The 23,929-nt window shown below is 69.0% G+C and carries 20 protein-coding genes and 4 pseudogenes; 9 read left to right on the plus strand and 15 right to left on the minus strand.

Features of this window, described 5'->3' with window-relative positions:
* Positions 1 to 15: 15 nt before the first annotated feature.
* Both V2J85_RS23935 and V2J85_RS23940 read right to left on the minus strand, forming a co-directional pair.
* The gene (locus V2J85_RS23935) at positions 16 to 1,554 is read right to left on the minus strand and encodes a hypothetical protein (protein ID WP_330822674.1); all 1,539 of its coding nucleotides are present in this window, start codon (positions 1,552 to 1,554) and stop codon (positions 16 to 18) included.
* On the minus strand, positions 1,554 to 2,735 hold the full coding sequence (locus tag V2J85_RS23940; protein ID WP_261953860.1) for an FAD-dependent monooxygenase: 1,182 nt from the start codon (positions 2,733 to 2,735) through the stop codon (positions 1,554 to 1,556). Before V2J85_RS23940 ends, V2J85_RS23935 begins: the two co-directional genes overlap by 1 nt.
* Positions 2,736 to 3,436: 701 nt before the next feature.
* Here V2J85_RS23940 and V2J85_RS23945 point away from each other — a divergent pair.
* Together V2J85_RS23945 and V2J85_RS23950 are read left to right on the plus strand one after the other, a co-directional pair.
* Positions 3,437 to 3,778 carry a DUF6191 domain-containing protein gene (locus V2J85_RS23945; protein ID WP_330822675.1) on the plus strand — a complete coding sequence of 114 codons (342 nt, stop codon included), beginning with the start codon at positions 3,437 to 3,439 and terminating at the stop codon, positions 3,776 to 3,778.
* 59 nt (positions 3,779 to 3,837) lie between these two features.
* Positions 3,838 to 4,284 (plus strand): DUF3995 domain-containing protein, encoded by a 447-nt coding sequence (locus tag V2J85_RS23950; protein WP_330822676.1) that lies wholly within the window; start codon positions 3,838 to 3,840, stop codon positions 4,282 to 4,284.
* Between the two features lie 503 nt (positions 4,285 to 4,787).
* Here the strand turns inward: V2J85_RS23950 and V2J85_RS23955 are convergent.
* The gene (locus V2J85_RS23955; protein WP_261953856.1) at positions 4,788 to 5,324 is read right to left on the minus strand and encodes a helix-turn-helix domain-containing protein; all 537 of its coding nucleotides are present in this window, start codon (positions 5,322 to 5,324) and stop codon (positions 4,788 to 4,790) included.
* Positions 5,325 to 5,423: 99 nt separating this feature from the next.
* On the opposite strand from V2J85_RS23955, the gene V2J85_RS23960 reads away from it, so the two are divergent.
* The 3 genes and pseudogenes from V2J85_RS23960 to V2J85_RS23970 all read left to right on the plus strand — a co-directional run.
* Positions 5,424 to 6,104 (plus strand): AzlC family ABC transporter permease, encoded by a 681-nt coding sequence (locus tag V2J85_RS23960; RefSeq protein WP_330822677.1) that lies wholly within the window; start codon positions 5,424 to 5,426, stop codon positions 6,102 to 6,104.
* The gene (locus V2J85_RS23965; protein WP_330822678.1) at positions 6,101 to 6,436 is read left to right on the plus strand and encodes an AzlD domain-containing protein; all 336 of its coding nucleotides are present in this window, start codon (positions 6,101 to 6,103) and stop codon (positions 6,434 to 6,436) included. The genes V2J85_RS23960 and V2J85_RS23965 overlap by 4 nt, the downstream gene beginning before the upstream one ends.
* 31 nt (positions 6,437 to 6,467) lie before the next feature.
* Positions 6,468 to 6,754 (plus strand): annotated as a pseudogene (locus V2J85_RS23970) (VOC family protein); the annotation flags it as partial.
* A 7-nt stretch (positions 6,755 to 6,761) separates the two neighbouring features.
* Here the strand turns inward: V2J85_RS23970 and V2J85_RS23975 are convergent.
* Together V2J85_RS23975 and V2J85_RS23980 are read right to left on the minus strand one after the other, a co-directional pair.
* Positions 6,762 to 6,911 carry a hypothetical protein gene (locus V2J85_RS23975; RefSeq protein ID WP_261953853.1) on the minus strand — a complete coding sequence of 50 codons (150 nt, stop codon included), beginning with the start codon at positions 6,909 to 6,911 and terminating at the stop codon, positions 6,762 to 6,764.
* A gap of 38 nt (positions 6,912 to 6,949) precedes the next feature.
* A pseudogene (locus V2J85_RS23980) lies at positions 6,950 to 7,189 on the minus strand (IS5 family transposase); the annotation flags it as partial.
* Positions 7,190 to 7,541: 352 nt separating this feature from the next.
* Between V2J85_RS23980 and V2J85_RS23985 the strand changes: the two are divergent.
* Both V2J85_RS23985 and V2J85_RS23990 read left to right on the plus strand, forming a co-directional pair.
* Positions 7,542 to 7,988 (plus strand): hypothetical protein, encoded by a 447-nt coding sequence (locus V2J85_RS23985; RefSeq protein ID WP_261953852.1) that lies wholly within the window; start codon positions 7,542 to 7,544, stop codon positions 7,986 to 7,988.
* A gap of 536 nt (positions 7,989 to 8,524) precedes the next feature.
* Positions 8,525 to 10,465 carry a tetratricopeptide repeat protein gene (locus V2J85_RS23990; RefSeq protein ID WP_474064968.1) on the plus strand — a complete coding sequence of 647 codons (1,941 nt, stop codon included), beginning with the start codon at positions 8,525 to 8,527 and terminating at the stop codon, positions 10,463 to 10,465.
* Positions 10,466 to 10,647: 182 nt separating this feature from the next.
* On the opposite strand, the gene V2J85_RS23995 is transcribed toward V2J85_RS23990, so the two are convergent.
* Positions 10,648 to 11,514: a LysR family transcriptional regulator gene (locus V2J85_RS23995; RefSeq protein WP_330822679.1), complete on the minus strand. Its 867-nt coding sequence runs from the start codon at positions 11,512 to 11,514 to the stop codon at positions 10,648 to 10,650.
* Between the two features lie 149 nt (positions 11,515 to 11,663).
* Here V2J85_RS23995 and V2J85_RS24000 point away from each other — a divergent pair, with 149 nt between their 5' ends.
* Positions 11,664 to 12,491 carry an EamA family transporter gene (locus V2J85_RS24000; protein ID WP_330822730.1) on the plus strand — a complete coding sequence of 276 codons (828 nt, stop codon included), beginning with the start codon at positions 11,664 to 11,666 and terminating at the stop codon, positions 12,489 to 12,491.
* Positions 12,492 to 13,103: 612 nt separating this feature from the next.
* Here the strand turns inward: V2J85_RS24000 and V2J85_RS24005 are convergent.
* The 3 genes from V2J85_RS24005 to V2J85_RS24015 form a co-directional block, all read right to left on the minus strand.
* Complete coding sequence (locus V2J85_RS24005) at positions 13,104 to 14,390, minus strand: MFS transporter (protein WP_330822680.1); 1,287 nt, start codon at positions 14,388 to 14,390, stop codon at positions 13,104 to 13,106.
* Positions 14,387 to 14,926 carry an ArsR/SmtB family transcription factor gene (locus V2J85_RS24010; RefSeq protein ID WP_330822681.1) on the minus strand — a complete coding sequence of 180 codons (540 nt, stop codon included), beginning with the start codon at positions 14,924 to 14,926 and terminating at the stop codon, positions 14,387 to 14,389. The genes V2J85_RS24005 and V2J85_RS24010 overlap by 4 nt, the downstream gene beginning before the upstream one ends.
* Before the next feature lie 99 nt (positions 14,927 to 15,025).
* Positions 15,026 to 15,343, minus strand: coding sequence for a phage terminase small subunit (locus tag V2J85_RS24015; RefSeq protein WP_261953846.1), 318 nt, complete (start codon positions 15,341 to 15,343; stop codon positions 15,026 to 15,028).
* Between the two features lie 926 nt (positions 15,344 to 16,269).
* On the opposite strand from V2J85_RS24015, the pseudogene V2J85_RS24020 reads away from it, so the two are divergent.
* Positions 16,270 to 16,480 (plus strand): annotated as a pseudogene (locus V2J85_RS24020) (TraM recognition domain-containing protein); the annotation flags it as partial.
* Here the strand turns inward: V2J85_RS24020 and V2J85_RS24025 are convergent.
* The 6 genes and pseudogenes from V2J85_RS24025 to V2J85_RS24045 all read right to left on the minus strand — a co-directional run.
* Positions 16,478 to 16,702: pseudogene (locus V2J85_RS24025) on the minus strand (transposase); the annotation flags it as partial. The pseudogenes V2J85_RS24020 and V2J85_RS24025 sit on opposite strands and share 3 nt — an antisense overlap.
* 1,070 nt (positions 16,703 to 17,772) lie before the next feature.
* Positions 17,773 to 17,931 carry a DUF7196 family protein gene (locus V2J85_RS41410; RefSeq protein ID WP_419836827.1) on the minus strand — a complete coding sequence of 53 codons (159 nt, stop codon included), beginning with the start codon at positions 17,929 to 17,931 and terminating at the stop codon, positions 17,773 to 17,775.
* Between the two features lie 854 nt (positions 17,932 to 18,785).
* Positions 18,786 to 20,300, minus strand: a complete 1,515-nt coding sequence (locus V2J85_RS24030) for an ice-binding family protein (protein ID WP_261953845.1) — start codon at positions 20,298 to 20,300, stop codon at positions 18,786 to 18,788.
* A gap of 1,524 nt (positions 20,301 to 21,824) precedes the next feature.
* Positions 21,825 to 22,415, minus strand: coding sequence for a DUF5994 family protein (locus tag V2J85_RS24035; protein ID WP_330822682.1), 591 nt, complete (start codon positions 22,413 to 22,415; stop codon positions 21,825 to 21,827).
* A 289-nt stretch (positions 22,416 to 22,704) separates the two neighbouring features.
* Positions 22,705 to 23,070 (minus strand): YjbQ family protein, encoded by a 366-nt coding sequence (locus tag V2J85_RS24040; RefSeq protein WP_330822683.1) that lies wholly within the window; start codon positions 23,068 to 23,070, stop codon positions 22,705 to 22,707.
* Positions 23,071 to 23,232: 162 nt separating this feature from the next.
* Positions 23,233 to 23,784 (minus strand): GNAT family N-acetyltransferase, encoded by a 552-nt coding sequence (locus V2J85_RS24045; RefSeq protein WP_261953842.1) that lies wholly within the window; start codon positions 23,782 to 23,784, stop codon positions 23,233 to 23,235.
* Positions 23,785 to 23,929 lie beyond the last annotated feature (145 nt).

Consider the following 23,929-nt stretch of genomic DNA (forward strand, 5'->3'; position numbering starts at 1 on the left):
ACGGCTGCCAGCCCGTCAGTCCTTCGGCCGCGCCGATGCCCTGGCGCAGAGGTAGGGACGCGCGAGCAGCAGGCCGGTGCCGGTCATGGCGATGCCGAAGTAGACCGGCGCGAGGTGGATGAAGTCCAGGTAGTGGATCGCACCGTGCACTACGACAGCCGGCAGGAAGCCGGCGGCCGCCGCCGCAACCAGCGTCCAGAACACCCAGGCTTCACCCCGCCGCCAGCCCCACGCGCTGAGCAGGACGATCGCTACCGCGGCGGCCATCAGGGCGCCGCCGAACCCCGCGCGGTCGTGGGCGATGAACGGCACAAGCCGAGGGCTCACGGTTTCCAACGTCTGCGCGCTGGTGCCCAGGAAGGCCAGGTCGGTCGGGACGAAGACACCGGTCAGACCGACCACCGAGATCACCGCTCCGCCGACGAACAGCCCCGCTCCCGTGACGATCAGCAGCAACTGGCCGACCAGCGCCCGTCGGCGCTCCGGCTCCGGCCCCTCGGGCGCCAGGCGCCACCGCGGTGCGTGCGGGGTCCGCCGGACCGCGGCCACGAACATCGGGAACAGCGCGATGGTGGTGGCCGTGTGCAGGGGCTCCACGAAGCCGGTGGCCAGGAAGTAGAACAAGGTGGGGAAGCCGATCACCCCTGAGAGCAGATACACCTCACGGGCCCAGGGCCAGCCGCGTCTGATCCCGCCCACGGCAAGGCCGGTGTAGAGGGCGCCGATCGCCACCATCGTGCCGGCCATGGTGATCCGGTCGTGCTGGAGGAAGTGCACGAGGTGATGGTTCGCGGCATGCAGGTCGTGCAGCGTCATGCCGAGGTAGTCACGGTCGTACCAGAGCAGCACCGGCCCCAGCGTGATCGCCGCGGCACCGAGTCCGGCGCCCGTCATACCGAGCCCGACGAGCAGTGCCCACCACCAGGCGGGCCAGCGGCGAGGATCGCGGCCGACGTTCCGTAGCCGCGGGGCGGGCGCGGTGGGCGTGGCTGCCTCGGTGACCCGTGCGAACCAGCCGGGTCCGGCCTCGACGAGCACTTCGGGCCGGGCGAGCACGATGGCCCCCGGCCCCTCGAGCGCGGCGGCCGCGGCGGTCACGGACGGGTCGGACACCTGCACCACGTGCGGGTCGCCGCTGCTGGTGAACCCGTCGACATGGGACGTGAGGGCGGCCTCCGCCTCCGGATCGCACACGCGGGCGACAACCGGGATCGAGCGGCCGGCGGCGGCCTGGCGTACCGTCTCGGCGTCGGCCGCCGAGACGGGAGCCACCTCGACGACACCGGCCCCGAGCGGGTGCATGGCGCGCACCGCCTCGCGGGCGAGCGAGGGCGGGACGGATATGCCGAGCCGGACGGTCACGGGCACGCCGGCGATCTCGCCCGCGAGCCGCTCCGGTGGATGGCGATGGCCGAATCCCCGGGCGATCAGCCGCGCACCGGCCGGACGGGAGCCTATCGACGCCAGCAGCCGCAGCGCGGTTCGCTGCGAACGGCGCCGGCCGACGGCGGCGGCCGCCAAGCCGCGCAGCGGGTGATACGTCCAGTCCGGCATCAGTTGCTCTCGCTCTCCGTCGCGGTCACCGGGTCACCGGGTGCCGTCCAACTGAGCACCGGCGTCATGGAACGCAGCGTCGCCCACATCGGCGTCAGCCGGGCGGCCGTGTCGCGCAGCAGCACCGCAGGCGGCCACGACAACTGGCCGACCGCGCCGAGCCGGGCGGAGCGGCGGGTGATGGCCTGCGTCCGCGGGCGGCGCAGCAGGTCGTACGAGCGGAGCGCGGCGGCCACGTCCGGGGTGCCGTCGAGGCAGTGGGCGAGGGTGACCGCGTCCTCCAGTGCCTGGCACGCGCCCTGGCCCAGGTTGGGGGTCATGGCATGGGCCGCGTCGCCCAGCAGCGCGACCCGGCCGCGGACGAAGGAGGGCAGCGGCGGCAGGTCGTACAGGTCGTGGCGGAGCACCGCGTCCGCGGGGACGGCGGCCAGCAGGGCCGGGACGGGAGCCGGCCAGGATCCGAATCGGCGCAGCAGTTCGGCGTACTCCGACGAGCTGGAGGCCGTTCCCGCCGGTAGCGACGCGGTCGCAAAGCAGTACATCCGGCCGCCCGGCAGCGCCGTGTAGCCGAACCGCTCCCCGCGTCCCCAGGTCGCCGCACCCTCGGCGGGCGGCTCGGCGAGAGGCTCGGTGACCATGCGCCAGGCGGTGTAACCGGCGTACCGGGGGCCGGCCGCGTCGGGCCACAGCGCGCGTCGTACCGCACTGCGAAGGCCGTCGGCGCCGACCACGAGATCGGGCCGGGACGCGCCCCCACGGTGTTCGACGACCAGGCTGTGGTCGTCGTCGCGGACCACAGTCACCTCGCTGCCCGACCGCAGGCTGTCGGCAGGCAGCGCCTCGGTGAGCACCCGCAGCAGATCCGCGCGGTGCAGGACCACCAAGGGATGGCCGAAACGGCGGGCCAGCTCCGCGTTGTCCGTACGGGACAGCCAGCGGCCCCGGCGATCTCGTACGCCGCCCGTGGCCTCGACAGCACCGAGCGCCCGGACGGCGTCGGCCAGGCCGAGCATTTCGAGCGCGTGCAGCGCGTTCGGCCACAGGGAGATACCGGCGCCGATCTCGGTGAACTCCGTCGCACGTTCCAGCACTTCGACGCGCCAGCCCCGGCGGTGCAGGGCGATGGCTGCCGCGAGGCCGCCGATCCCACCGCCGATGATGGTCGCGGCGCGCTGCGGCATGGGTCCTCGCTCTGGGTTCGGGGGGCGCCGGCCCCGGTCAAGTGGCGGTCGATCCGGTGCCTGGCGGCATGCAATGCGACGCAGGTCCAGCCGAGCAGCGCCCCATAGCAACATGTCGACAGAAGCCTGTCAACGCGCCGACGGGCGAACCTGCGTTGGGAGTACTGCCGGAGCGTCTTGCGTTCGTCTTTCGCGGCACGTCACCGTCGCCGCGATCCGGCTGTGGATTCGTCAGTGTTCCGGCGGACAGCCCGTAGCTGTGCTGTCCGGCAGGCCTACCGAAGCCGGCCTGCTCCCACGGCACTCCGCCTTACGGTGGATCTCCATAGCGGCGCCTCCGCCTCATGGGGGAAGCGGATCATGCGCCGGTACGATCCCCACGCGCCGCGGAGCCAGAACAGTGATCCCATGGCAATCAGCGAGACGAGTCCAACGGCGGCGGTCGAGCGGGCCGAGCTGCCTGTGCCGCTCTGGGCAGAGCGCACCGGCCGCGAGATGGGAAGCCACCCTCACCCGTTGGCATACGAGGCTGCTGGGCTGGATGCCGGGGTGTCTGTGCGAGCGGTCCACGCGGACCGATGGCTGGAGTCCCGAGATCTCCCGGTCCGCGCGTCCGATGAGAACGACGCCAAGCCCTTCGTCGTTTTCCGACCGTCAACTGCGTTGAGGACGATGAGGGACCATCTGTGATGGTTTGGCTTGTGTCGTTCCCGGCATTCGCATGTCAACTGGTCTTGTTCGCCCTGATGGAGAGCGCGTGGCGATGGGTCACGGGGCTGGGCTTGATCCCGTGGCTACGCAGGCGCGCGGGGCGGTCGTTGTCGAATACCGCCTTCGATGAATTCACGGCGGTCGTGAACGGAAACAAGACGGTAGAGCTGGAGCAGCGGCGGGTGGAACTGCTGCGGCGGGACGACGAGAGCGACGGTGCGCCGCCCCGCTCCAGCATCGACCTGACCAAGGGCACCGCGTTCATCGTGGTGCCGCAGCAAGCGGACGGCCCGTGCGCTGACAGGCGCGATGCCCCTGAGGGCCGACGGTGAAACGCGAACCGGAGAGAGCGGGTGCAGAGCCGTCCACGCTGTGGGGGCGTATCGCATGCTTGTGGGCAGCGGCGTTCGCCGGGTTGCACTTCTACTGGGCCGTCGGCGGCGATGTGGGGCTGAGCGTCTCCGCCGGTCCGCTGGCCACCGAGCGCCCGCTGTGGTTCGTCGTAGCCGGTTTGTGGGGTGTGGGTGCGCTCTGCCTCCTCGGCGCCCTGCTGGCATGGCTGCTTGCCCGGTCCAGGCTCCGGGGCGTTCCCGCTCTGCTGGCAAGGTGGCTGGGATGGGGTGTCAGCGCCCTCCTACTGGCCCGTGGCATCGGTATCGAAATGCTGCTGCTGACCAACACAACGCACCTGGACACCTCCGTGAGCGTGGGACAGCGGACCTGGACGCTGGCCCTCTGGAACCCCTGGTTCATCGCCGGAGGAGTGGCCTTCGGCCTCGCCACCCTTCGGGCCCGCAGGCATACCGACGCAGAACCGCCACCCACGTCCCGACGCTGATTCTCCGCCATTGAGCCCACAGCGCCCGCTACTGCAACATCGGCAGGTCACACGCCATCAGACAGGGTGGCTCTCACATTCACCACGGTGGGCAGGGCGCCATCGTTCATTGGCCCCTGCGCGGCCAATCGACGGTGGATGCCCCCGTCACGTACGACCTTGTCCACGACGTGGCGGGCGTAAGCACGCGGGTCCTTGATGCCGGCGCGTACTGGAGCACGCGGTCGGCCCGGGCACGGTCGATGCCGCAGTCCTCGAGGGGATCGCGGGTATCGCCCAGTTGCACCTCGCCCGCGGAGAGGTCTCTTGTACGCCGCGTGCTTGCTCAATCACCTCCTGACTGGAATCGATGCCGATCGCCCCCTGGAAGGGGTGACCGCCTTGGCGAAGGTGCTGAGATCTCTGCCCGGTCCGCAGCCCAGGTCGAGCGGAGTTTCGCCGGACTGGGCAACCAGTGCGTCGAGCGTGGAAGTCGGCCTGGCAGCTGTGGAACTGACGGAACATCAGAGGTACTCGGAGGCGAGGAGAGCCCGGGTCGCCGGTTCCCTCGCCTCGAAGACGTGTGCCTGGTCACCCGGGTAGGCCACGTAATCACCCGGGCTCAGTTCCACAGGGTCGTCGGCCGGGCCGACCAGGGCCCGGCCGGCGGTGAGCAGGACGTGCTCGACGACTCCGGGCGCGTGCGGGACGGAGGTGTGTGGTGTGCCCGGTTCGGAGTCGATGCGGTAGAGGTCGCGGCGGGCGCCGGGCGGGCAGGCGGAGAGCAGGGTGGCGCGATAGTCGGCCTGGGCCGAGATGACTGCCTCACCCTCGTCCGCTCTGATCACCTGAACCCGGGGCCGGGGCGGATCGAGAAGCCGGGAGAACGGCAGCTCAAGGGCCGTGCACAGCGCCCACAGCGTCTCCAGGCTCGGATTTCCCTGCCCGGCCTCCAGCTGGGACAGGGTGGATTTTGCGATGCCTGCTCGATGGGCGAGCTCGGTCAGGGAGAGCCCCGCAGCCTGGCGGCCGCGGCGCAGGGTGGCGGCGATGGAGTTCATAGGGGGCTTCGCGGTACTGCCTGCTTGGGTCATTCGTTCGCTCCAGAAGTCATTCGTTCGCCTTGACGAACACCGTCCAGGGTGTTCATTCTATCGATCATGCATTCGCTATGGAGAACGCTCGATCGGCCACTGCTGCGCGACATCGCGCTCGTGTGTCTGGCCGTGGGCGTGATCGGCCTCTCGTACGGCGCGATCGCAGTGGCCTCCGGCTTCCCCGTTTGGTTCCCGGTGGTACTGGGCCTGCTCGTGGTCGCCGCGTCGTCGGAGTTCCTGTTCATCGGGATCATCGCGGCCGGCGGCAGCCCGGTGGCCGCGGTCCTCGCCGGACTCCTGGTCAATGCCAGGCATCTGCCCTTCGGGCTCGCGGTGCCCGACGTCCTCGGACGCGGCGCGTGGCGCTTCCTCGGTACCCACCTGATGAATGACGAGACGGTCGTCTTCGCCCTGGCCCAGAAGGACACCGCCCAGGGGCGCGCCGCCTACTGGGGCTGCGGCCTGGGCATCGTGGTCTGCTGGCCGGCCGGAGCCGCAATCGGCGGCCTGGCCGGCACCGTCATCGACGACACCGGCGCCTTCGGTCTCGACGCGATGTTCCCGGCCATCCTGCTGGCCTTGATCCTCCCGGCGCTGCGCGCGGACAGGGACAAGCGGCGCGCCGCCCTGGCCGGTTCGGCCATCGCGCTCGCCGCCGTCCCCTTTCTGCCCGCCGGCCTTCCCATACTCCTCGCATTGGCCGGACTGTCGCTCACCACGGCGCGGAAGAAGGCCGTGCGATGAACTCTGCGATGCACAGCCCGGGCACCCTCATCGTCGCGATGCTCGTGCTCGCCGCGGGGACATACGGCTTCCGGTTCGCGGGCCCGCTGTTGCGCTCCCGCCTGACCTTCCCACCGCGCGCCGCACGGTTGATGGAGACGTCCGCGATCGTGCTGCTGGCCGCACTGGTGGCCACGACCGCGCTCACGGAAGGGCACGGGGCGGCCGGTTTTGCCCGGCCGTTCGGGGTCGCGGTGGCGGGCGTGCTCGCCTGGCGCAAAGTGCCGTTCCTGGTTGTGGTGCTGGCCGCGGCCGTGGCGACCGCGGGGCTGCGCCTGGTCGGGGTCGAGTGAGCGGTGCGATTACCCGTCCTCGACACAAGGGGAGGAGACCTTCGCCCGTGCCCTCCACCACGCCTCCCTCCTTGCGGACTCGAAAGAGGACCCGGCGGGCGCTGCGAAGGTCATCGACCGGGTGCTTCACCTTGAGGACGAGCGGCCCGCGCCCGTACAACTGCTCCGCCTCCTCGTGTTGCGAGTGGACGTCGCTGGGCGTCTCGGTGACGAAGGGACCGCGACGACGGCGCTCGCCAAGGCCGCCGCAGTCCGCCTCACCGCTGAGGAGAGTCGGTTCACGACGACCTCGACCGTCTTGAAGAGCTGCGCAACTGAGGTCTTCTCACAGCCACTTGTTGAGGACCGCGATCAGCACGGTCGCCTCGTAGCGGACGGCGAGCTTGTCGTAGCTCGTGGCGACCGCTCGGTGGCGCTTGAGCCGATTGATGCCGCACTCGACCGCTGCCGCTGCTTGTAGTCGGTCTTGTCGCACTTCGGCGGCCGGCCGCCGCGAGAGCCGCGGTTCTTCCGGTTGCGGACGCGGTCCGCCGGGACCGGGATCGTCGCCTTGAAACCGCGTCTGCGGAGGCAGGCGCGATTCTCGCGAGAGCCGTACGCCTGGTCGGCCCGCACCCGGTCCGGGCGCTCACGGGGTCGCCCGGGTCCCCGCCGCGGCACCGGGTCACTTCCAGGACGGGGGGCGCACTGCGGGGAGTCGCCACGCTGTCCGGCTGTGATCACGACCGACAGGGGCTTCTGTTCCTGCTCCACCGCAAGGTAAATCTTGGTCGCCAGCCCGCCCCGGGAGCGTTCGAGTCCGTGGTCGGCCGGCTCGACGGCGATACCGCCGGGCGGTTCCTTTGCAGGCCCCTTTTTCCGCCGCTCCGGCGGCGTGCTGGTGGGCCCGGCAGACGGTGGAGTCGACGTTCACGTCCCAGGTGATCAGGCCCTCGGTGTCCGCCCGGGCCTGAAGCCGGGTGACGATCCGCGCCCAGGTGCCATCCCGCTGCCAGCGCCCACACGGAACCGATGCGCGTTGCGGAGCGTACTTACGGGAAGACACTGAGCGTGATGTGTTGAGCGCTACGTCCACGGAATCTCGGCCGGAGAGGGTGGGGGAACGTTGGCAGAGGCACTGATGGCGCTGGCTGCTGCGGGCGGCGCCGCAGTGGTGCAGGCCGCGGGCACGGACCTGTGGGCGGGTTTTCGCCAGCGGGTTGCGCGGCTGTTCGGCCAAGGAGACGCCCAGCGCGAGCAGGCTGAGTTGGAGCGCTTGGACCGAACCGCCACCGTCGTGAGGACGGTGGGGCAGGACCCGGAAGAGCGGGCCCGCATTATCGAGGAAATTTCCTGGCGGACCCGTTTCGAGACGTTGTTGGAAAGCTTGACTGCGGAAGAACGTGAGCTGGTAGCCACCGAGTTGAGGGCGCTGCTGGCCGATGCGACACCGTCAACCGCGGCCCCGGCGGGCGGTTTCGCTGTCCAGGGCAAGGTCGACATCCATGCCGAAGGTGGAGCGGTCGCAGCTGGAGTGATCAACGGGGAGGTGCGGGTCGGCACCCCTCAGTAACCCGGTCCGTCCCAGGGCTGAGCGGACCGGCTGCCCCCAGCCCACCTCACGCGGTACACGCGTTTCCGGCGGAAGGCTTGAGGGTCCATGCCGCTGGCCGTGACAGTATGGCTGTCGGCTTCGCCGAGCAGATCGTCTACGCAGCTCCGCAACGGGGATCAGTGCGGTGGCCGCACCAGACGGGTGTCCTTCCGCGGCAAGCTGACGGTTTCCGGCACCGCGCCGACCTCGCTGAGGTCCTCGACGCCGCGACCGACGGCGGGACAGCAGGGCGGTGCCAGGTCTTATCCGGCGTCGGCGGGGTCGGCAAGACTCAGCTGGCCGCCCACCACGCCCGCTGTATGTGGCAGGCCGGTGAGGTGGACCTGTTGGTGTGGGTCACCGCCTCCAGTCGGGAGTCGATCCTCGCGGCATACGCCCAGGCGGCGGGAGAGACGCTCGGTGGGCCATTGTCTGCCCCAGAACGGGCAGCGTCCGCATTTCTTGCCTGGCTCCATCCGAGACCGCCCTCAGACGGCAGCGGCTGCCGTTGGCTGGTGGTCCTGGACGACGTCGCCGATCCCGGCCACCTGCGCGGTCTGTGGCCGCCGAGCAGCCCCAGTGGCCGGACCCTGGTCACTACCCGCCGTCGAGATGCGGCTTTGACCGGCCCTGAACGCAGCCTTGTGGAGGTCGGCCTGTTCACTCCATCCGAAGCGGCGGCCTATCTCAGCGACACATTGGCCGTCCATGGACGCCACGAGTCCCCCGAGCAACTCGCTGCCCTTGCCATGGATCTGGGATGCCTACCGCTGGCCCTGTCCCAGGCCGCCGCCTACCTCATCGACGCCGACATGGACTGCGCCACGTACCGCACGCGGTTGGCCGACCGGAACACCGCCCTCAACACCTTGCTGCCCGACCCGTCCGGACTGCCCGACGATCAGGCCGTCACAGTGACCGCCGCCTGGTCGTTGTCCCTGGAGCAGGCCAACCGGACACGACCACGGGACCTGGCCCGCCCCATGCTCCAGCTGGCCGCGATGCTCGACGCCAACGGCATCCCCGCCGGCGTCGTGACAAGCCCGCCAGTCCTCACTTACCTCGCCGCCCAACGCGCCGCCACATCACCGAGCCATGCCTCCGAACCGCCGCAGACCACAGCCGAGGAGGCCACCGGCACGCTGCGTACCCTTCATCGACTGAACCTGATAGACCACACCCCCACTAGTCCTCACCGGGCCGTACGCGTCCACCAACTCATCCAACGAGCCGTCCGCGACACCCTCCCGGTCGGCCATATCGAGTCCTGCGCCCGGGCTGCCGCTGACGCTCTGATGGCCGCCTGGCCCGAGGTCGACCGCGACATCGCGCTAGCTCAAGTGCTCCGTGCCAACGCCGAGACCCTTCGCAGTCTCGCGGAGGACGCTCTGTGGCGGCCCGGCCCCCACCCCCTGCTCCTCCGTTCCGGCCAGAGCCTCGGCAAAGCCGGACAGGCCACCGCTGCGCGCGACTACATGCGCCGCCTCGTCGACACCTCGCAAAGCCGCCTCGGCGCCGACGATCCCCACACCCTCAACGCCCGCCGTAGCCTCGCCTGGTGGCAGGGAGAAGCGGGAGACCCGACCACTGCAGTGGCCACACTCACCAGCCTGCTACCTCACCAGCAACGACTACTGGGCCCGGACCATCCCGACACCCTGAGCACCCGCAGCGACCTCGGCCACTGGCAGCGCTACGCCGGAGACACCGCCGGCGCGGTCACGACCTTCGCGCTTCTCCTGACAGACCAGCAAAGACTGCTGGGACCGGATCACCCTGACACGCTCATCACCCGCCACGATCTCGCCCACTGCCAGGCCCGAAACGGCGACTTCGCGGCCGGGGCAAACGCGCTCGCGGAACTCCTTCCCCGCCTCAAGGAAACGCTCGGCGCGGAACACCCCACCACGCTGCTCACCCGCCACGACCTTGCCTTCTGGCAAAGCAAGGCAAGCGGAGACACCGAGCACGCCGTCAGAGCTCTCGCCCAGTTGCTGCCCGACATGGAGCGAGTACTTGGCCCCGAACACCACCACGCACAGATCACCCGGAGTAACCTCGCCAACTTCCAGGGCGAGGCCGGAGATGCTGCTGGCGCCGTGACCACTCTCACCGCGCTGCTGGCGGACCGCAAACGGGTCCTGGGCGCGGAACACCCCAGGACGCTGCTCACATGCAGCGACCTCATCCGCTGGCAAGCCCGCACAGAAGATCGCGCCACAGTTACCAAGGCGTTTACCGACCTGCTGGAGAAGATGCAGCCGGTCCTCGGCCCGGACCACCCGACAACGCTCAAGACTCGCAGCTACCTCGCCCGCTTCTGGGACGAGACCGGGAACGCGGCCGACGCCATAAGGGAACTCACCGCACTGCTGGCAGATCAAGAACGGATCCTCGGGCCGCAGCACCCCGACACCGTCACGACCCGGGACCAACTCGCCCACCGACGTGGGTAACAGCCCGTAGGGCGTCCCCGGCTGCTACCGGCAGCGCGCCGGTCAACGCACAGTTCCTGCCCTGCCATCGGCACCCTGGCATCGGCACCCTGGCATCGAAGGGAGGAAAGGACCTGGCCTGTGAACTTGCTGATGCGCCGTCGGATGGCCGCGAAGATCTCGGCGCGGTCCTTGTTCGCTTGTCAGGTGCCGTCACGGTAGAGGTCGGCCAGGAGGGCGGTGGCGGCGTGGGTGGAGGGGTGGGGGGCTTGCCGGTGCCAGATGAGGTGGACGGGGACGGGGTTGGCGTCGCGTAGGGGGCGGTAGGCGATGCCGTCGCGGCGGTACTGGGTGGCGGTTGCCTGCGGGGTGATGCCGACGCAGCGTCCGGTGGCGATGGCGGCAAGCCAGTCGTCGACATCCTGGGTGTACTCCACGATGGGGCGGGCGCCTTCGGGCCACAGGTCCAAGCTGGTTGTTCCGGTGCGGCGGTCCACCACGAGGGTGCGGTCGCGCGTCTCGGCCAGAGGGATGCTTCGGCGCTTTGTCCACGGGTCGTCGGAGGCGAGAGCGAGGTACCGGGGTTCGTGGCCGACGCAGTGGTGGGCGTAGCGGCGAGTGTCGATGGCGGTTCGGACGATGGCCATGTCGCACAGCCCCTCGGCGAGACCGCCGGTGGGTGAGTTGTGGCGGACGAGGTGGAGTTCTGTGTCGGGGTGGAGGTTGTGCCAGCGGCGTTGGAACTCGGCGGTGTGGCGGCCCATTGCAGACCAGGCGTGCCCGATGCGCAGCCGTGTGCGGCCGGTGGTGGCCTGGCGGACCAGTTCGTCGGTCTCGGCGAGTAGGTGTCGGGCGCGTGCGATGACCTGCGCTCCAGCGGTGGTGGGGCTGACCGTGCGGCTGGTGCGGTGCAAGAGCGGCGTACCGAGGATCTGCTCCAGTGCAAGCAGTGTGCGAGAGGCCGTTGCCTGAGATATGCCCAATTCGATCGCTGCGTCGGTGAAACTGCCGGCGTCGACGATCGCCACCAGACACCGCAAGTGCTTCAGCTCCAAGTTCCCACGGTCCATGCAGCCAGCGTATAGATCGTGCACGGGATGCATTATGCGGACGCGGTGGCGTGCCAGATGGTGATGGCATGACAATCGATGCTCGGGCGCAGACCATCAGGGCCGATGCCACGCCTGCGATCGCACCGCGGTGGCCGGGTCTGGCACTGATGATGGGCAGTGGCCTGTCCAATCAGGCCGGGGCGGCGGTCGGCGCGCTTGCCTTCCCGGTCCTTGGGCCGGTGGGAGTGGTGGCGGTACGCCAGTGGGTCGCCGCGGCGATTTTGATAGCCGCCGGCCGGCCCAGGTTGCGATGCTTCACCCGCGCGCAATGGCGTCTCGTGGTGGGGCTGGCCGCGGTTTTCGCGACGATGAATGTCACGCTGTATGCGGCGATCGATCGCATTGGCCTCGGTCTCGCCGTCACCCTCGAGTTCCTTGGTCCGCTCACCGTGGCCTTGCTGGGCTCCCGCCGTCGCATCGACCTGGTGTGTGCGCTGGCTGCCGGGTGTGCTGTCGTCGTCCTTACCCGCCCCCAGCCCAGCACCGACTACTTCGGCATCGCCCTGGCACTGCTCGCGGCTGGCTGCTGGGGCTGCTACATCTTGCTCAACCGCACGGTGGGTAAGCGTCTTCCGGGCCTGGAGGGATCGGCCGCGGCAGCGGCGGTCTCAGCCGTGTTCTACCTGCCCGTCGGCGCCGCCAGCTTGCTGGCCCACCAACCCACCGTCGAAGCCTTGATGTGTGCGCTGGCTGCTGGTGTTCTCTCTTCTGCGGTGCCGTTCTTGTGTGACCTCCTGGCACTGCGCCGGGTTCCCGCGAGCTTCTTCGGGGTCTTCATGAGCATCAACCCGGTATGCGCCACGTTGATCGGCATGCTGGTCCTCGCTGAGCGCCTCGATCCGGCCTCGTGGCTGGCGATGGCCGTCATTGTCACCGCAAATGCGGTCACCGTGGGGAGCTCGGCGCGCCGCGAAAGAAGCAGCCTCGCGGCGTGAGGAACACTTCCGCTGTGCGATCGGGCTGAACCATCATGTGGGGCTCCGCTGAACAGGGCGTAGGCGCTCTGGATGAGGACCGCCCAGCGCTCCTCCTGTGCCCGTTCCGCGGCCTTTTTCTTCGCCGCCTGGTCGTGGATCTTCTGGGTGCCGCAGGCCTCGCGTACGGCATCGAGGGCTGCGCGGGCGAGCGCGACAGCATGCTCATAGCGCTGGTCGCGGATCGCGGTCCTCGCCTCACGGATCCGGCGTGCGGCGGTGGCCCGGGCCTCCACTGTGGTGATCGGCTCTGAGGGGCTCGACGGTCAGGCGGTTCCCCTTCAGATCGAATATGGCCATCGTCCTGTTCGTGCGGAGACGCAATACCTGCCATGCCTGAGCCGTTTGATACGCGAGGCGACGTCGCTGGCCACCGACACTCACCATCTTCCCGACGGCCCGGGCCGCCGCCCTCCGGAACCCGGAGGCTGTCCAGGACGACGAGGATTGACGACGGCGCACCCGGCCCGCTGGGCGACTCGTTGCCCCCGTGGAGGCCAGGCGCCCGACGCTCCCGGGCCGAGGCGAGGAGGTTGGGCCTGCCGTGCGCTGGCTCAACGACCTCGCGGAGCCCTAAATGGCACGCTCCTGAACGGGGTCCCGGGATTCCGGGTGATCTGGATCATCGGCCGGGGCGGCGGCACGCAGCGCCGCCTCAACCCGGCGGTTGCTGGTCATGGTCGCGGTGACGGTGGTCATGGTGAGGAGGAGGCCGGCGGCGGCGTAGAGCGGGGTGCGTACGTCGTAGGTGGTGGCCAACCAGCCGCCGAGGAAGGCGCCGAACGGGGCAGCGCACATGGCGAGCATGCGGGAGGTGGAGGCGACCCGGCCCATCAGATGGGCGGGAACGATCGCCTGTCGGAGGGAGGGGCCGAGCACCATCGTGGCGCCCATACCCGCTCCGCAGACGGCGAGCGCGAGGCCGGCAAGGTACGGGTTCGGGGCGGCGGCAAGGCCGAGGATGGCGAGTCCCTCGACTGCGGCCGTGCAGGTCAGCGCGGTGCCGGTGCCGAGTCGTCGGCCCAGGAAGGAGGCGATGCCCGCGCCGAGCAGACCGCCGGTGGCCTCCGCCGTGAGGAGCAGGCCGAAGCCGAAGGTGTCGATGCCGAGACGATCGTGCGCGAACAGGGCGAGTACGGTCTCCACGGCAAGGAAGGCGATGTTCCCGACCGCCGGACGCAGCGCGAGCCCGAGCAGCAGCTGATCCCGGAATACGTACGAGGCGCCGGCCCGCGCCTGCCGCAGCAGCGACTCACGGGCCTGCGGTGCGGGCCGGGGTGCGGCGGGCAGTGACCGTACGAGCAGTGCGGAGAGCGCGAACGAGACCGCGTCGGCGAGCAGCGGAACCGCCCGCCCGAGCGCGAGCAGGGCACTGCCCGCGGGCGGCCCGGCGAAGCCCGACGCGGCGGTCTGGGTGCCGCGCAGGCGGGAGTTGGCGCGCTCCAGGAGCGCGGGGTCACGGCCGAGCAGATCCGGTAGATAGGCCGTGGCGGCCGTGTCGAAGAAGAGTCCGCCGAGGCCGAGGAGGAAGGCGACGGCCGCGAGCAGTGGAATGCTCAGCACGTCGAGCGCGGCCGCTGCCGCCGGTATCGCGAGCAGCACCGCACGCACCGCGTCCGTGACCCACATCGTGCACCGACGGTCCCAGCGGTCCACCAGCGCACCGCCGAGCACCCCGAAGAGCAGCCACGGCAGCGTTCCGGCGGCCGTGACGACGGCGAGCGCCATCGGATCCCGCGTCAACGTCAACGCGAGCAGCGGCAGCGCGGCATGCGACACCCCGTCACCGAGCGAGGACACCGTCTGCGCAGTCCACAGCCGTCCGAACCCGGTCGGCAACTTCCGGACGTCTGAGGTCACTTGGCGTCCCCTTCGGCCTGCTCGCGCGAAGCCGGGTGGAACAGTGCGAAGACGAGCGACGCGTCCGGCAGCGACGGATCGGACAGCTCCCGGTACTCGTCCGCCAGTGCCTCAAGCCGCGCCCCCAGCTCCGCGAACTGCTCCTCGGTGAGCCGCAGATGCGCCATCCGCACGTGCCGCTCGCCATCCGCCGGCGCTGCCTCCAGGTCAGCCACCGCATGCCGCATCAGCACATCAGGGCCTCCCTCGCCCGGATCCGGCAGCACGATCGCGCGCGCGGCCATTGCGTAGTACCGCTCAGTGACCCCCCGGACCTTCCGCGTTCGTACCACCTTCACCAGGCCGGCCCGTTCGAGCAGCCGTACGTGGTAGCTGGAACTCCCCTTCGCAAGGCCCACTCGCTCGGCGATCTGCGTAATCGTCGCGGGCTCGAAGCGGAGCACGGCCATGATCCGGTGACGCGTGAGATTGGAAACGGCGCGTAGCTGCTCGTCAGTGGTGACGTGGAACGTCTCGGGAAGATCATCGGTAGGCATGCCCTCAATGGTCAACACTCCTTGACCATTGTGCAAGGGAATTTTTGTTCGGGCTTCGGAATCGACTTTCCAGTACGTGATGCGTTCGCTCCGGGCCTGTCAGTCGTTGCCGTCCGAGCGGCCCGTACCGCTCACGTGCCGACGGCTCGCCCGACCGGCCGCGGCGAGGGCGGTGTCGAGTAGGTCCTGCCAGCCGGACGACCCGAAGTGCTCGGCCTGCGGGGAGTCGATCCACCTCCGCCACCGTTCGCGAGCCCGCTCGGGCCACCCGAACTCGACGAGCGCGCCGTCGCGCTCGATCCGGAACTCGGGCAGTTCGGACGCCTCGGCGCACTCGAACCTGAGCACGGTCTGCGGCACGGGGTCGGCGTTGCGGCGTACCTTGCGTGCCTTTGGGGGCGGGCCGTTGCCTGCCATGACTGCGCCCCTCCCCGATGCACTGACGCACGCTTGTCATGAGTCGGTGCCCAATTGGTAACTTCTGCCTGTTGATCAGCAGTTACCTGCTATAACCGCGGTATGTCGCCTATGACACTTGCCGCCGGATGGCCAGAGCAGGTAACAGCAGTTTCAGCGGTAATCGGCTTAGTGTTGACCTTCGTTGCTGTGCACGCAGCACGTGCCGCCATACCTCGGCGCAAGTTGGTTTACTCGATCGAGTTCACACCGCTGCTGTCATCTACGCACAGCGGACTCACCGTTAGTCTCAGCGGCGAGCGCATTAATGAGCCTCAGACAGCGACACTCAAGTTGACCAACACTGGCAACCGAGAGATCAGAGTCACCGACTTCAACGACGAAACAATCGAATTCCAGCTGCACGCCCGAGTAGTTGCTGTACTGTCATCGAGCAGCACGGACAACCGTCGAGAACCACTGGTTAGACCGCTTGGGAACACGCTAGAAATGCCGGCTCACGTAATTGGTAGACGGCAAGAGGTAACGTACAAGCTGCTACTCGACGGCGATAATCCAAGTCTTCAGCTCAGGCATTCACTGAGTGCCAGCCTGAAAAGGGGGTATCCCCCAAGTCCAACGGAGCGGCAAGCCTGGTGGACGCTGGGCGTCTCCTACCTGGCACTGGCGCTGATTCTCAGCCTCGGATGGTCAACGATTCACGGAACGGGGAAGCCTCCGTCGAATATGCCCAAACCTACTCCGAGTTCAAGCTGAGCAACCAGGCGAGCACGTGTGGCAGCTCGTCGAGTCGCGGAGGCGCGCCTCCTCGCCTATCACCCGTTACGGCGATGTACCGGCCGGTGCCGTACGGCTCGACCGAACCGCCGCCGACCGTGATGCGCCTGCCGTACGGCAGCTCGCCGTACCCCGCTCTCAAATCTCACCTGCAGTCCTACCGGCAGGGCCAGAAGGTGTGGGGGACGCGGGCATGGACGCGATGTGGTCGGCGTCCACCATCGAGGTCGTCGGCCCTGGCATCGACGACCTCGACTTCGCCGACAAGCTGTCCCGGTGATCAGCGATCACGACGTGGAGAGCACGTCCATCTCGCACGCCGAGTCCGGCAAGTCCACCAACGTGTCCATGCGGCAAGAGATCCAGACGACCGGTAGCCCTCAGCTCGTCCAGCGGCATCTCGTGCAGCCGCTGCCACACTCCGGCATTGTTCCAGTCCCGCAGCCGCCGCCAGCAAGTCATCCTCGAGCCGAACCCGAACTCACCGGGCAGCCACTCCCACTGGGTGCCGGTGTGGAAGACGAACAAGATGCCGCACAGCACCTTGCGGTCCTCCAGTGCCTTCTTCCGCCCCGGCCGCCGCTGACCATCGGGGGGGCGACGGCAGCTACGGCTCGATTACGCGTGTCGACCTGAGCGTCGCCCGCCACAGCCCGCACCGCGTCGAATGACATCACGTCCGTTCGCGGTCCGGGGACGCAGCTCAAGGACAGGGCAGCAGCGAGCCGTCGAGCATCGCACACAACGCATTCGAATAGTTCGAACCAATGGGGAAAATGCCACCCCATGGCGCCCAGGCCACAAAGCCACGAAAACCGCGGCCGTCTGGGGTCAGTGACGGCCGCGGGCTTCCTGAGGCTCCGCCGAACTGCCGGGCGGCGGCACGGCTACCCGACAGCGCCGGGCGGCGCTTGTCGCGGGGTACACAGTGACGCTCTCCGCTTGCCGTGCTGCGTTCGGGCGTACTGGTGGAGCACACGAAGTCTGTAGCGCGGGCCTCGCCAGGGACAGATCGCGAAGACGGCGCCCGGGGGTAACGGCCCTGGTGAGTTCGCCGTCGTACGCCGCGCTTGCGCATCGGCGCGCCGAGAGAAATCAGCCAGGTCCGGCCGCGGGCACCTCACCGGCTGCGAGTGGCGGCTGACTGATCAGAGGCCATTCCGCTCGTTCCACGTCTTCCTCCCCTCGTCAGTCCCGCGCCGTGCACTACCAGTACTGGCGGCCGGGCTTCAGTAGCGTCATGGCCAGTCACGCCGTCTCGTCTCCGTCCCCGTCGTCGCCGGGCCGCCCGGGGTCGGGCCCGGCGCCCGTCACGAAACGGCCAGACGCAGACGCACTGCCGGAGTCCCTGCGGGGTCCGTCGGCATGCTGCACTTCCGGACCTGGGCCGATTGCCACCGGCACGGTGTGAGCCATGCAGCCCCAGGTCGCGAGCGTTCCAGCAGAGTCAGGCCGCTGGGGAGCCACGGGCGCTGCTGGGAGTATGCCGATTGCCTGCGCGCAGGGCCGTGCCGCTCGAAGGCGGTGAACATCCGGCGGACCAGCGGGCCCACACGCCGCCACGAGCGCAAGCCCGAGCACTTCATTGGTGCGACGTGTTTCGGCGGTGCCCGCGGCTGCAAGGCTGAGGGGCCCTGACCACCGGGCAGGCGTCACTGCATCACGATAGTGATCGACCCAGTGCCACCTGCTCGTTGATTTGCAGCCTCGGCTTCCTGGTAGGTGACGTATTGACGGAATGTGCCGTCGGGCAGGTTCAATTGGTAGCCGATGACGGTCTGAGGAGTTCCCCCGCCGCAATTGCATGGCATGGCTGCGATCCTTTCAGGTTTCGGTTCGTCAGCGCCGAATCGTGGCCGGAATCATCTGGGGCTCCGAGGCTCCATGGAGTGCGTCTGACCGGGAGGCGCCGCGCAACGGACAGGTATGGAGGGGCTGGTCAGTCCAGCCACCGTGAAGCGAGTCCCGCCAGGTAGGAGAGTGAGAGAGCGGTCGCCGGCGCCTGGAACCATGGAGAGCCTCCCAAGCAGGAGGCGTACAAGGCTGTGGCGGTGGCGACCCAGATGCTCGTGCACCATCCGCAGCTGACCAGATATGCGGCCCGGGAGTCGTCACCGAAGTGAGCGCCAATCCATGATCTGAACCCCGCCGCCAGCGTGTCCTTGGTGATGAAACGGGTGATGCGACACGTGACGCCGAGGGCGAGAAGGAACGCGGCAAGGCTCATGGAAACCGTCCACTCACTGGCTGGGTTCACTACGGGGTGGTACGGGCTCGGCGGGCGCTCGGGATGTCGCTGAAAACGTCTTACCGGCCACCTGGCGGCGCCACGCCGGGTCCTGGGATGCGAGAGCCGCTCCGTTGTCCCGGACCGATGCCCCAGGAAAGCACCGGCCCCGGTCCTCACCGATGAGCCGTCCACGCACCGGCAGCCGGGGCTGATACACCCCCGGTCCCTGTCCTGCCGACATCGTGGAGCCGGCTGGCCCACCGGTAAGTCTGAGGGGGCTGTCCCCTGTCCTTCCACGACGGGGGACAGCCCGTGCGGGACGGGCCGCTTACCGGAAGGCCCTCAGGTCAGGGGCGGCACTGCGTGGACCAGACCTGTGCGCGAGTACCGTCACAGGACCCGTCACGCCACCCCGGTCGATCGGGCGCAGGCCGGTCACGCCGGCGGGAAGCAGGGCCTCAGGGCGCCGGTGGCCTGGACCGGGACGCCGCCGACGGTGGCGGTCGCCGTGTAGCTGTTGGCGCTGATCTGCAGGATGGACAGGCCGGCGTTGAGGGTGGCGATGCCGTTGGCATTGGTCACCGCGGATCCCACCGGCAGCCCGGAGACGTAGAAGGTGACCGTGACTCCCGCTTGGGCCGGCGTGAGGGTGGCCGTCAACGTCGCCACGAACAGGCTCGGAATCGGGATGGGCAGGTTGACGTGCCAGCAGGCGGGCGCCAAGCTCAGCGGGCCCGTCGCCGGAGTGACGGGGATGGTGAGGGGCGCGGACGCGACGCCGGTGCACGCGCACCCGGTGCCGGCCGCGGTGACCGTGGCAGTGACCGTGGCGGTCCCGGCCGTGTTGAAGGTCAGCGTTCCGGTGGCGACACCGGCCGCGTTGGTGGTGGCGGTCACCGGGACCGCACCACCGGTGAAGGTCACCGACCCACCGACGACCGGCAGACCGTTGCAGGTCACCACAGCGGAGACGGGGGTCGGCTGCCCGACCACCACCGGCCCGGCCACCGGCTGGATCACCACCAGGCAGGACGGCTGCGGAGTGACGGTGATGGGGAGGGGCGCGGAGACGACGCCGGTGCACGCGCACCCGCTGCCGGCCGCGGTGACGGTGGCAGTGATGGTGGCGGGCCCGGCCGTGTTGAAGGTGAGCGATCCGGTGGCGATGCCCGCCGCGTTGGTGGTGGCGGTCACCGGGACCGCACCACCGGTGAAGGTCACCGTGGCACCCGAGACCGGCAGGCCGTTACAGGTCACCAGAGCGGACACGGGAGTCGGCTGCCCGACCACCACCGGCCCGGCCACCGGCTGGATCACCACCTGGCAGGTGGACAGGGGCGGCACGGTGACCGCGTTCGAGTCCAGCGTGACGGCGGCGCCGAGAGCCAGCAGCCGGCCGTCCACGGTGGCCCCCGTGGTGGCGGTGATCGAGGTGAAGGCGAGGATGCTGCCCCTGATGGTGGAGCCGGCGCCGAGCGTCGCGGAACTGCCGACCTGCCAGAACACGTTGCTGGACTGCGCCTGGTTGATGAGGTTGACGTTGCCGGCGGCTCCCGTGATGAGCGTGGTGGTTGTCTTGAAGATGAAGACGGCGTTGGGGTTGCCCTGAGCGTCCAGGGTCAGTGTCCCGTTGAGGGAGAACGTGCCCGAGGCGGCGTTGTACACGCCGGGGGTCAGGGTGGTCCCTCCGAGTTCCGTCGCGACGGTGCCCGTGACCGGTTGGGAGAGTGCGTTGGCATACCCAGTGAGCAGGTCGGCCTGGGCCTGCGCCGCGGCAGCGTCGTTCACGTGGATGGTTCCGGTGACCGTTCCGGGAGGAAAGCCGGTCACCGCACCGGCGGGGCTCACTCCGAGGTCGCCGGCGACCACGGTGGGGCCGGTGTTGGTGATCGCCGTGTTGGCGAGCACCCCGTAGGTGGCGGCGGTACCCAGAGGTACGGATGTTGCCATCGTGGATTTCCTTTCCAAAGGTTCCAGGGCAGCCCTGATGCCGCCCCGGAACGGTGCGAGTGCGGTGCGCTTGCACCACTGCGACCGGCGCCTTGGGTGCGGGGTGAGCCGTGCCAATTGCTGCGCGCCGGGAGGAACAGGAAGGCTTCGACCGAGCGTGGTGGGCGCACTCTCACAGCTGCCTGAGCGCACTCAGGCGTCGGCGCTCGTACCGCGTGCTCCTGGTGACGCCGCACCGGAGGCCGCCTCATGCCGGGCCGTCGCCCGTTCCGGACGCAGAGGACGTCCGGCATCCAGGCCTGACGGAGACTGAGGGAGCCTGGAAACCGGCGGACTTGCCGTCCGAGCTGGTCACTTGGGCGTGCTAGCGGTCCGTGGAGCTCAGCTTGAGCGGGGATCCGCCGATACCGGTATGGCCGAATTCAGCGGAGTCGGCGGCGTGAGCTGATTTTCCACACCCCACGACTCAAAGCAGTTGATGCCTTTTCGGCTGACAAACCTTGCCCATGTTGAGCCCTCGCGATCTAGGTCTGCGTGGATCTAGTTCGGGGCTCCTCAAGGACCGACTGGCAGTCACATAACAGCCGGGAGGGGCAACTGACCAGCCGTCCAAGGAGCGCCCATAAGGAAATGCCGCTGGCCGCTACCGGCCAACCGGCAAAACATGAGCCCCGAGAGGGATGGGCGACCTCCGGACTCACTATTGCTATTTAAGGCATCACCGGCGGTCCTGGATAGAGGGAGGACCCAGATGTCGCCCGAATGGCGCAGCGCTTACCCAGGGCCACTGCCTCGAGCATGCGTGGACATCACGCCTTGACAGCCGAGCGAACTCACGGCCAGCACAAAAACGCGGGCTGGAACCGTTCGTGCACGGATGTCCCTGGGGGCAGTGGCACTGCTGGGCGTTCTGGTGCTGGTGGTGCCAGTGCGCCGCCGACGGCGGCGCATGGCGGCGTATCAGGGGGAGTTGTGGTGCGATCCGCGCAACGGGAACGAACGTCGTCAGCCGCTGCGAATCCGTCCTGGCTTTCGGCGGCTCGTGCCGCAGCTGCTGCACCGTCACCGGGAGGCCCAAAGCGACGGCGCGGGCGACCTTTATACGGACCGACCTTCGGCGGCATCTCGACTGGTATGCGGAGAAGGGCCCGGACGTAATTGGGCAAGCAGCCCCGTGCGACGACGGTAACCGGCCTTCTCCCTCAGCCAAGAGAGAAGGGAGGCGGCCGAGATGGCCGAGAGATAGGGGCATGAACGGCGGCGAGATCCGGTCCGACGAGCAGTCGGCCCGGCCCGCACCGTTGCCGGCCGGGTCTGGGCAATGGAATGGGAGTCGTGGGTGCGGCGCTGCCGCCTATCCAGCACTATGTGCCAACGCGGCACTGGTGGGCATGTTGCGGCGCGCGAACGGCGCACTGTGGGAGACAGTCCGGACAAGAGATCAGCCCCAGGCTGTTGGCCTGGGGCTTGTCTCCGGAGCGGGCTGCGGGTTCGACGTCGCGCTCGCGACGACCGAGACGACGCTCAGATACCTTCCGTCGCATCTGATACCTGAGCAATGACTGCTCGGGCGGGTGAACGAGAGGTCGGCAGGCCTGCTCCATGGCCGCCTTCGGAGTCCCAGACCGAGACCAGGGACAGTTCCGTCTCCTCCGCGATCCGGCGTTGCTCCGCTTCGTTCATCAGGGCGCTCGCGGTGCGGATGCCCAGTGGATCGGCGGCCTCGATCATGAGCCGCGCGGCGGTGGCCGGGCTGGTCTCCGGAGGGATGACCAGCAGGTCCCAACGGCCGACGGTGTAGGAGAACAGCAGCAGCTTGTGGGGATCTTGCTCGGCCTTGAACCAGCCGACACCCACCACATGCCCGTCGACGGGCACCTTTCGTGGGATGACCGGCCAGAAGGTGGGGTTCACCGTGACGCGCGTGATCCGCCCCCACAGGGGATCGAGGACGGCCGTCAGCGCGGGAAGTTCCACCGTGAGGTCACGGGAGCGGGGCCACCACGCACCGTCGAGCAGAGCCGGAGCGGTGCCGGCCGGCGCCAGCATGAGTCGGAGGGGTAGCGAAGCGGTCCGGTCCTCGACCGCAGGCGTGTACGGAATGGTCGTGGTCATGACGCGGACCCTGCCCCGGGCCCACCGTATCCGGCCCGGTGTCGTGAATCGCCGAAAACGACACGAGCGTTGAGGCTGGTGTACGGAGTGCCCTCGGTGGTTCCAGCTTACTCCTGGTAAGGCTCGCCGGACCGATCCGGAGCGGGCGAGTGGAGGCGCAGGAGACCATGGAGCAGGCAGCCCGCGAATTGCGAAGAGGCAGCGCCGCCCGCGGGGGCAGCCGGACACTCTCGTGCGTCATCGGCTGCCAACGGGGGCCGTCAGTCGCACGACCGCGTGGGCCGTCCGGTCAGCTGAGGAAGGACAGCCTGACTGCGCGCTCGGAGCTGTCCCGGTCGGAGTTCACCAGTACGACGGACTGCGAGGGCCCCAGCTCCAGCGCGCCATCGACCACGGGCAACGTGGCGTGTGGCGGGACCAGAGCCGGGAGCACATGGCCGCTGCCGCGGCCTGGACCGCCGTGGCGGTCCTGCCAACGACCGTCCGCAGGAAGGATGTCGCGAAGCGCCGCCAGCAGGTCGTCGTCACTGCCCGTGCCGGTCTCGATGACGGCCAGGCCGGACGTCGCGTGGGGGGTGAAGACATTCAGCAGTCCACTTCGCCCATGAACGGCCTCCCGGAGGAACGCGGAGCATGCGTTCGTCAGGTCGTGCACGGTGCAGGGGTGCGGATGCACGCCGTTCGGGAGGGGCTGCTGGGCCGGTCTCCCCAGCCCACCCTCCGGCCCCTCAGGCCCTCGAACGCTTCCTTCCAGCAGACAGGGTCTGCGCTGTGACCAGCGGCCACCGCAAGATCGTTGGTCTTCACACACCGTTGATCAGCGGTGGCCGCGGCCTTCCCGCAGCCGGTCCTCAGGCAACATCGCGCTGTACGGCTGGATCACCAGGTCGCGCTGATACCAGGTGCCTGGCTCACCGCTGAGATGGGCCGGATCGGCCGGGCCGACAGGGACGAACCCTGCTTTGGTCAGCACCTTCTGAGACGCGACATTCCGGAGGGCCGTGGCTGCCCGCAGCCTACGCAGCCCGTGCTGGGCCGCCGCCAGCTGGCACAGCTCCCGGACGGTCGCGGTCGCGACGCCGCGGCCGGCGATGTGCTGCGCGACCCGGTATCCGAGTTCCGCAGTGTGGTCCTCGATGTCGACCAGATTGAACCTGCCGAGTACCGAGCTGTCCTCGGCGACGAGCACGTGGAAGGCGCAGATTCCGGCCTCCTGCTCAGTCAGCAAGGCGTTGTACCGGTCGGCGAACTGGTCGAAGAAGTCGTCGCCGCGGTCCGGGACCGAGGCAGCGAAGTAGGCGCGGTTCGTCAGCTCGAAGGCCAGGACCGCCGGGGCATGGCCGGCATGCAGCGGCTTCAGCTCAGGCATTGCCCGACCTTACCCAGATGGTCCGCTGAGGCCACCTGGTTTTGCAGACAGCTCCAAGACCAGGGCACATGACGATCTACCAGGCACCCTGGCAGCGATTGGCCGCTGACCACCGCACTTGGGCTGTTTCCCGGACAGCCCATCG

The sequence above is a fragment of the Streptomyces bugieae genome (assembly GCF_036352915.1).
Taxonomy (GTDB): Bacteria; Actinomycetota; Actinomycetes; order Streptomycetales; family Streptomycetaceae; genus Streptomyces; species Streptomyces endophytica.